The organism is Candidatus Methylomirabilota bacterium, assembly GCA_036005065.1.
In the GTDB taxonomy this organism is placed as follows: Bacteria; Methylomirabilota; Methylomirabilia; order Rokubacteriales; family DASRDR01; genus DASYQW01.
Genome location: DASYQW010000253.1, coordinates 1 through 7,160, shown reverse-complemented (window position 1 = coordinate 7,160; position 7,160 = coordinate 1). Strand labels below are relative to the sequence as shown.

7 protein-coding genes are annotated in these 7,160 nt (G+C 72.3%); all 7 read right to left on the bottom strand.

From position 1 onward, the window contains the following. Positions 1-3,056: molybdopterin dinucleotide binding domain-containing protein (locus VGW35_18080; GenBank protein HEV8309574.1), on the bottom strand; the 3,056-nt coding region annotated here is incomplete at its 3' end. Between the two features lie 266 nt (positions 3,057-3,322). Continuing rightward, entirely contained in the window at positions 3,323-3,784 is a 462-nt protein-coding gene (locus VGW35_18075; GenBank protein HEV8309573.1) for a M67 family metallopeptidase, read from the bottom strand. A 7-nt stretch (positions 3,785-3,791) separates the two neighbouring features. Further along, positions 3,792-4,088 (bottom strand): MoaD/ThiS family protein, encoded by a 297-nt coding sequence (locus VGW35_18070; protein ID HEV8309572.1) that lies wholly within the window; start codon positions 4,086-4,088, stop codon positions 3,792-3,794. Between the two features lie 8 nt (positions 4,089-4,096). Beyond that, positions 4,097-5,080, bottom strand: coding sequence for a cysteine synthase A (gene cysK, locus VGW35_18065; protein HEV8309571.1), 984 nt, complete (start codon positions 5,078-5,080; stop codon positions 4,097-4,099). A 15-nt stretch (positions 5,081-5,095) separates the two neighbouring features. Then, the gene (locus VGW35_18060; protein HEV8309570.1) at positions 5,096-5,539 is read right to left on the bottom strand and encodes an Rrf2 family transcriptional regulator; all 444 of its coding nucleotides are present in this window, start codon (positions 5,537-5,539) and stop codon (positions 5,096-5,098) included. Positions 5,540-5,640: 101 nt separating this feature from the next. Continuing rightward, positions 5,641-6,525, bottom strand: a complete 885-nt coding sequence (locus tag VGW35_18055; protein HEV8309569.1) for an ABC transporter permease — start codon at positions 6,523-6,525, stop codon at positions 5,641-5,643. Next, positions 6,522-7,160: ABC transporter permease (locus VGW35_18050; GenBank protein ID HEV8309568.1), on the bottom strand; the 639-nt coding region annotated here is incomplete at its 5' end. The genes VGW35_18050 and VGW35_18055, both read right to left, overlap by 4 nt.

Below are 7,160 nucleotides of genomic sequence, written 5' to 3'. Positions count from 1 at the left end.
TCCCCGAAGGTGATGGCCCGGGTCGGGCAGGTCTGCTGGCAGGCGGTCAGGATCTCGCCGTCCCGCGGCCGGCGCCCCTGGTCCTTCGCCTGGTCCTTGCCCGCGATGATCCGCTGGATGCACATCGTGCACTTCTCCATCACCCCCCGGTCGCGGACGGCGACATCCGGGTTGAGCTGGAGCGTCATCGGGGCCGGCCAGTCGTAGCGGTACCAGTTGAAACGCCGGACCATGTAGGGGCAGTTGTTGCCGCAGTACCGGGTGCCGACGCAGCGGTTGTAGACCTGGGCGTTCAAGCCTTCGGGGGTGTGGTAGGCGGCGAAGACGGGGCACACGGGCTCGCAGGGGGCCACCTCGCAATGCTGGCAGAGCATCGGCATGAACCGCGCCCGGGGCGGCGCCGCCGGCCTCGCCTCCGCGGCGTGGGCCAGGCCGGCGCCCGGCGCGCCGGCGTGGCCGCCACCGGCGCCGGCGGGATGGCCCCGATCCCACCACCGCTCGACCCGCAGCCAGTGGAGGCTCCGCCCGTAGCCGACCTGCCATTTGCCTACCGCCGCCACCCGGTTGGGGCCGGCCGGCGGCATCGGGACATCCGCGAAGCCCGCGACCGGCACGTTGTTCTCGGCCTGGCAGGCGACGACGCAGGCCTGGCAGCCGATGCAGGAGTCCAGGTCGACCGTCATTCCCCACCGATGCTCGGGGTACTTGAGGTCGGGATACATCGAGGGCAGATTCGCGTGCGGGGGCGCCTTCCCGTCCTTCGCCAGGGCGGCCGCCTCCGCGAGGCGGACCGTCTCGATGATCTCCCGCTGGTGGTCGACCTCGGTGACCCCGGCGGGCGTCGCCAGGCGCACGGCTGTCCCGGTCCTCTCCAGCGCGACCCGGACGGCCAGCCAGCGCGGCCCGCCGGACGCCGCGTCCGCCTCGGCCGGGAGCAGCACGAGCGGGTTCGCGCCCACCGCGCGCGCGAACCGACCGTACTCGGTGTGACCGAGGCCGGTGGGGACTGCGACCGCGCCCGGATGGAGCGTCTCGGAGACGTACGCCGGCAGCTCGATCTGCCCGTGAGGCGAGCGCACACGCACGATGTCGCCGGCCCGGATCCCCAACCGATTCGCGGTCTCGGCGGCGATCTCGATCCAGTTGTCGTACACGGCCTGGGTGATCGGATCCGGCGCCTCGTGAAGCCACACCTTGTTGGCGCTCCGCCCGTCGTAGTAGCGCGAGGACGGAACGACGAGGAGGGCCAGCCCCTCGGCCGGACCCTCGAGCGCGGCGGCCGCGCCGGGCGGCCGGAGGCCGGCCGAGAGCTGGACCCTGGCCGGCGGCACCTCAGTCCACAGCCCGCCTCGCCGGAGGGCGTCCTCCCAGACCGTCTCGAAGGGCGTCGTCCCGGGGGCGATGCGCTTGGCCAGCGCCTGCCAGGCCTCCCGCAGGTAGTCGGCGAAGGTCTTGGCCCGGAACAGCCCCTTCTCCCCGCCGGGAACGAGCGCCCGCCCGGTGTCGAGGAGGAGATCTCCGGCGGCCTTGGTCTGGACTCCGGGGAACTTCTCCTGCGGGACTCGGCCGACCAGCGTGCGGACCGGGGCCAGCGCCGCCACCAGATCGAGGGCGTCCTCCCGCGCCGGTCTGACCTCGGGCACGACCCCCATCGCCGGCTGCATGAGCCCCCACACGCCCTCCCGGGGCGAGTAGTCGCCCCAGGACTCGAGCGGCGTGAGGTCCGGCAGGACGAGGTGTGCGCGGGCGGTGGTCTCGTCCAGGTGGCTCGACAGGCTGACCACGAACGGCACCTTGGCGAGGGCGTCGGCGAAGCCGGCCTTGGTCGGCAGCGTGAAGACGGGGTTCGCATCCTTCACCAGCAGGACGGCGATCTCCCCGTTGGCCATCGCCTGCGTGAGCGCCATCAGGTCCGCGTAGCGGCTGGCCTGACCCAGCGTCGAGTTCGGCCCGAAGCGGAGCGTCTTGCCCACGTTGCCCAGGGCGTAGTTGAGGAGGTTGATGGCCACCGCCGTGTCCACGGCGCCCGGCCCCGTGACGGCGATTCCGCCGCCCACGACGAGGCTCGGAGCGCTCCTGGCCAGGGTCTCGGCGATGTGCGTGAGCCGCGCGGGCGGGATCCCGCTCTGCCTGGCGACGGCCTCGAGCGCGACCGCCCGGGCGACGGCGGCCAGCGCCTCCGCCTCCTTCGCCGGGAGCGATGGGGCGAGGCGCTCCTCGAGGACGATGCGCAGCAGGGCGAGGGCGACGAGCCCTTCCGTCCCGGGGGCATTCGCGACCCACTCGTCGGCGTTGGCGGCGGTCATCGAGTAGCGGGGCTCCACGTGGATGACAGTGCCGCTCCCGCCGTCCCGGAGCCCGTGCATGCGGTGGAAGGCGCCCGCATATCCGACGGGCGAGATCCAGGTCTCCAGGTAATCGGCGCCGAGCGAGAGGACGGCCCTGGCGTCCTCGAAGGCGTGGTACGGCAGGGCGTCGACGCCGAACGTCGCCCGGTTCGCCGCCCGGAGGGCTTCGGAGGCGAACGGCTCGTGGGCGACGCGGGGCCGCGCGCCCAGCGCTTTGAGCCAGTCATCCATGAGCCGCCCGAGGCTCCCCGTCTCGAGCTGCGTGATCATGGCGATGCGGCCGGCGCCGGCCGACCGCGCCGCGGCCAGCTTCTCGACCAGAAGCTTCTCGGCGTCGGCCGCCGGGACCACCTTCCAGGCGTTTCCCTCTCGGGCCTGGGGTCGCGCGATCCGGTCGGGGTCGTAGGTCCCCAGGAGGGACGCCTGGCCGCGGGCGCAGAGGGCGCCGTGGTTCACCGGGTGGTCGGGGTTTCCTTCCAGCTTGACGACGCGCCCCTCGCGGTTCTTGGCGAGGACCCCGCAGCCGGCGGGGCACTCGCGACAGACGGTGGCGAACCAGGTCGCGACGCCGGGAATCAGGTTGTCGGGCGGGATGACGTAGGGGAGGATCGCCTCGGTGGTCTTCCCGCATCCGGCGGCCGCCGCGGCGGCGGCCGAGCTCACGCCCACGAGCCGGAAGAACCCGCGCCGATCGATGCCGTCACTCATTGGGCTACCCTGGGAAAGCTCTGCCGTCGTGGTTGAGGAGGGCGGCCAGCCCCGCGAGCGCCCACTTCGCGCAGACCCGCATCCGCTCTATCCCCGAAGCTCCCTCGACGCGTGGGTGCCCCCGACCTGGTCAGGCGGGGCCGGGTGGGCGATGTGTCACGACCGGCCGGATCATAACAGCGTGGTCGACGCCCGTCAACGGGTTTGTGGCGGGATTCGTCGCGGGCGGCACGCTCGAACGTCGCCGCTCGGGCGACGTCGAGGCGTCAGTCGATCTCGAGCGGGATCTCCTCGAACCGCTGGGACCCCGCCTCCCAGCGGAAGGCCCGCGCCTCGGCGGCCTCACCGCCGTGGACCGCGACGACGACGTAGGTGGCCTGGGGATACGCCGGCTGTCCGTCCACCAGGGCGTTGCGGCGATCGGTCTCGGAAAAATAGGCGCCGGCGTCGACGTGGGAGTGGTAGATCACCTCGACACGGGAGCCGCGCATCTCGGCGCGGCTGAGCTCCAGGAGATCCTCGTGCGCCATGTAGTAGGCGGTCCGGGCGGTGCGCGGGAACCGCTCGGGGTCCTGGGCGTGGAGGGCATCCTGGATGTTGCGGCACGGCAAGAGTCGACGCTCGGCTTCCCGGTCCTCGCGCACGAGGACGACCCCGCAGCACTCGGCCGGGTACTCCGCCTCGGCGTGCTTCCGGATCGCGGCCAGCTCGGCTCCCGTCAGGGTCACGCCCGGCTCACCTCCGCCCCGCGACTCCGGCCCCGCCTGCCAGCGCCGGGATGATCGAGACCTCGTCGCCGGAGCGCAGCGCGGTGGCCTGACTCTGGAGGGCGCCGATCTCCTCGCCGTTCACGTACACGTTGACGTGGTGGTGCACCTCACCGGCCTCGTCGCGCACGAGCCCCCGCAGCCCCTCGAACCGACCCTCGAGCGCGTCGAGCAGCGACTTGACGTCGGGCGCCTCGATCTCGACCCGCTCCTGGTTCGCCGTGGCTCGCCGGAACGGGGTCGGAATGTAGACCGTGACCGCCATCCGCCTGCCTACCTCCCGCCCGGTTCCCGGGCGTCGGCGCTCGCCTCCAGGTTGACGCTCAGGTACCGCTCCCCGGTGTCGGGCAGCAGCGTGACGACGGTCCGCTCGGGCCCGAGCCGCTCGGCGACCTTCGCCGCCGCCCACACATTCGCGCCCGCCGAGACGCCGACCAGCAGGCCTTCCTCCCGGCAGAGCCGGAGCGCCGTCGCCATGGCGTCCTCGTCCCGCACGTGCACGAGCTCGTCGATGACGGCGCGGTTCAGGACGCCCGGCACGAACGACGCGCCGATCCCCTGGATCCCGTGCACGCCGAACTTCCCCCCGGCCAGGACCTGGGACCGCGCCGGCTCGACCGCCACGATCCTGACCTCCGGGAGCTTCGCCCGCAGCACCTCACCGACCCCTGTGATGGTGCCGCCCGTCCCGACCCCGGCCACGAAGGCGTCGAGCCGCCCGTCGGTCGCCTCGAGGATCTCCAGCGCCGTCGTCCGGCGATGGATCTCCGGGTTGGCGGGGTTCTGGAACTGCTGCGGCATGACGTATTCGGGGTGCGCCCGGCACAACTCCTGCGCCGCGTGGACGGCGCCGGTCATCCCCTCCATCGCGGGGGTGAGGTGGATCTCGGCTCCGAAGCGGGCCAGCAGCCGCTGGCGCTCGACGCTCATGTCCTCGGGCATCGTGAGGATCAGCCGGTAGCCTTTCACGGCGGCCACCATGGCCAGACCGATGCCGGTGTTCCCGCTGGTGGGCTCGACGAGGGTCGCCCCGGGCTTGAGAACCCCGCGGCGCTCGGCGTCCTCGACCATGGCGAGCGCGATCCGGTCTTTGACGCTCCCGCCGGGATTCGCCGACTCCACCTTGGCCAGGACGGTCGCGCTCCCCGCTCTCGGTATCCGTCGGAGTCGAACGAGCGGCGTGCCGCCGACGAGGTCGAGCACGCTCGCGGCGATCGGGGGACGGCCCCGCGGGGCCGAATCTCGGGCGGCGTCCATCCGGGGTGTCTCCACTCAGATGTGGTACATGCTGCGGGACGGCGACCGCCGGGCCGCCGCCCGCTCGACGAGATCCGCGAACGTCGTCCGATCGATGACCGCGGCCACCGCGTCACCCACCTCCCGCCAGAGCTCGGCGAGGTCGCCGTCCCCGCCGCGGCGGCCCCGCGGCTCGCGCCCGCCCACCTCGAACGGCGTCAGGCTCCCCTCGACCGCCCGGAGGACGGCGCCGACCGAGATCTCCTCCGGCGGCTGCCGGAGATGGTAGCCCCCGGTCGATCCACGCTTGGAGGCGAGGAACCCGGCGCGCTTGAGGAGCAGGAGCACCTGCTCGAGGTAGCGCTGGGGGATACCCTGGCGGCGGGCGACCTCCTGGATCGGGATGAGCCCCTGGCCGTGACGCATGGCCAGGTCCAGCATCGCCCGGATGGCATACTCCCCTTTTGCCGAAATTCGCATACCCGGTCGAAAAGGTACTTTAACACGCGGGTTGGTCTTTGCAATCTTGCCGTTGCCGGCCGCCGGGGAGGCACCGATCCCGCCGCCGCCGAGCCGGCGCGTCAGTCCTTCCGGAGGCGGGGGTTCATCCAGTCCTGCAGGCCGTCGCCGAGGAAGTTGAATCCCAGCACGATCGACAGGATGGCGAGGCCCGGGAACGTCGCGACCCACCAGTACTCGAACTTGGCCTGACCGGCCGCGATCATGGCGCCCCACTCGGGCTCGGGTGGGATGGCGCCGAGCCCGATGAAGGAGAGGGCCGCTGTCAGGATGATGGCGTTGCCGACGTCGAGCGTCGCCTTCACGACCACCGGCGGGAAGGCGTTGGGCAGCACGTGGACCAGGAGGACGCGATAGGCGGGGACGCCCAGCGCCCGGGCGGCCAGCACGTAGTCGTGGTTCTTCACGGAGAGGACCTGCCCCCGCATCAGCCGGCTGAACTCCGGCCACGACACCAGCACGATCGCCAGCATGGCGTGGCGGAGCCCGGGACCGAGGGCGGCGGTGATCGCCATGGCCAGCAGGATCGGCGGGAAGGCCAGCACCACGTCCACGACCCGCATCAGCATCTCGTCGACGCGCCCGGCGGCGTAGCCCGCGATCGCCCCTACCGCCGAGCCCACGATGGTGGCGACGGCGATGACGGCGAAGGCGATCGGGACCGTGATCCGCGCGCCGTACAGGATCCGCGAGAGGTTGTCACGCCCGGCGTCGTCGGTGCCCAAGGGGTGACCGGCGCTCGGAGGCTCGAGCCGGTTCATCACGTCGAGGTCGAGCGGGCTGTGGGGGGCGAGGATCGGCGCGGTCGCCGCCACCACGACCCAGAGGCCGACGATGAGCGTGCCGGCCACCAGGCCCGTGTTCCCCCGGGGATGCCGCATCATGCCGGCCAGGGTCAAGCCGAGGGTCCGAGGCCCCGCCACGGGCTGGACGGCGTTGGCCGTCACTCGACGCGGATCCGAGGATCGAGCACGCCGTAGAGCACGTCCACCACGAAGTTGACCGTGATGTAGATGACAGCGGTCAGCATCGTGACCCCGAGGATCGCCGGGTAGTCGAGCCGCGTGGATGCCGTCACGGCGTATCGGCCGATCCCCGGCCAGGCGAAGACCGTCTCGGTGAGGACGGCGCCGGACAGGAGGCTCGCAAAGTTGAGTCCGGTCACGGTGAGCATCGGGATCATCGCGTTGCGCAGCGCGTGGAAGCCCACCACCGGCCCTTCGCCGAGGCCCTTGGCGCGGGCCGTGCGCACGTAGTCGGCGGACAAGACCTCCAGGAGCGCGGACCGCGTGGTGCGGGCCACGATGCCCATCACGAACGAGCCGAGGACGAGGGCGGGGAGGACGAGGTGCCGGAGGGCCGAGGCGAAGACGTCGAGCCGGCCGCCCAGCAGGCTGTCGACCAGGAGGAACCCCGTCACGGTGGGGGGGTACGCGAGGTAGGTGTCGAGCCGGCCCGGGCCCGGCGCCCACTCGAGGAGGTAGTAGAACACGTACAGCGCGATGAGGCCCGTCCAGAAGATCGGCGAGGCCGCCCCCACCAGCGAGATGATCCGGGCGGCATGATCGGCGGCCCGGTTGTG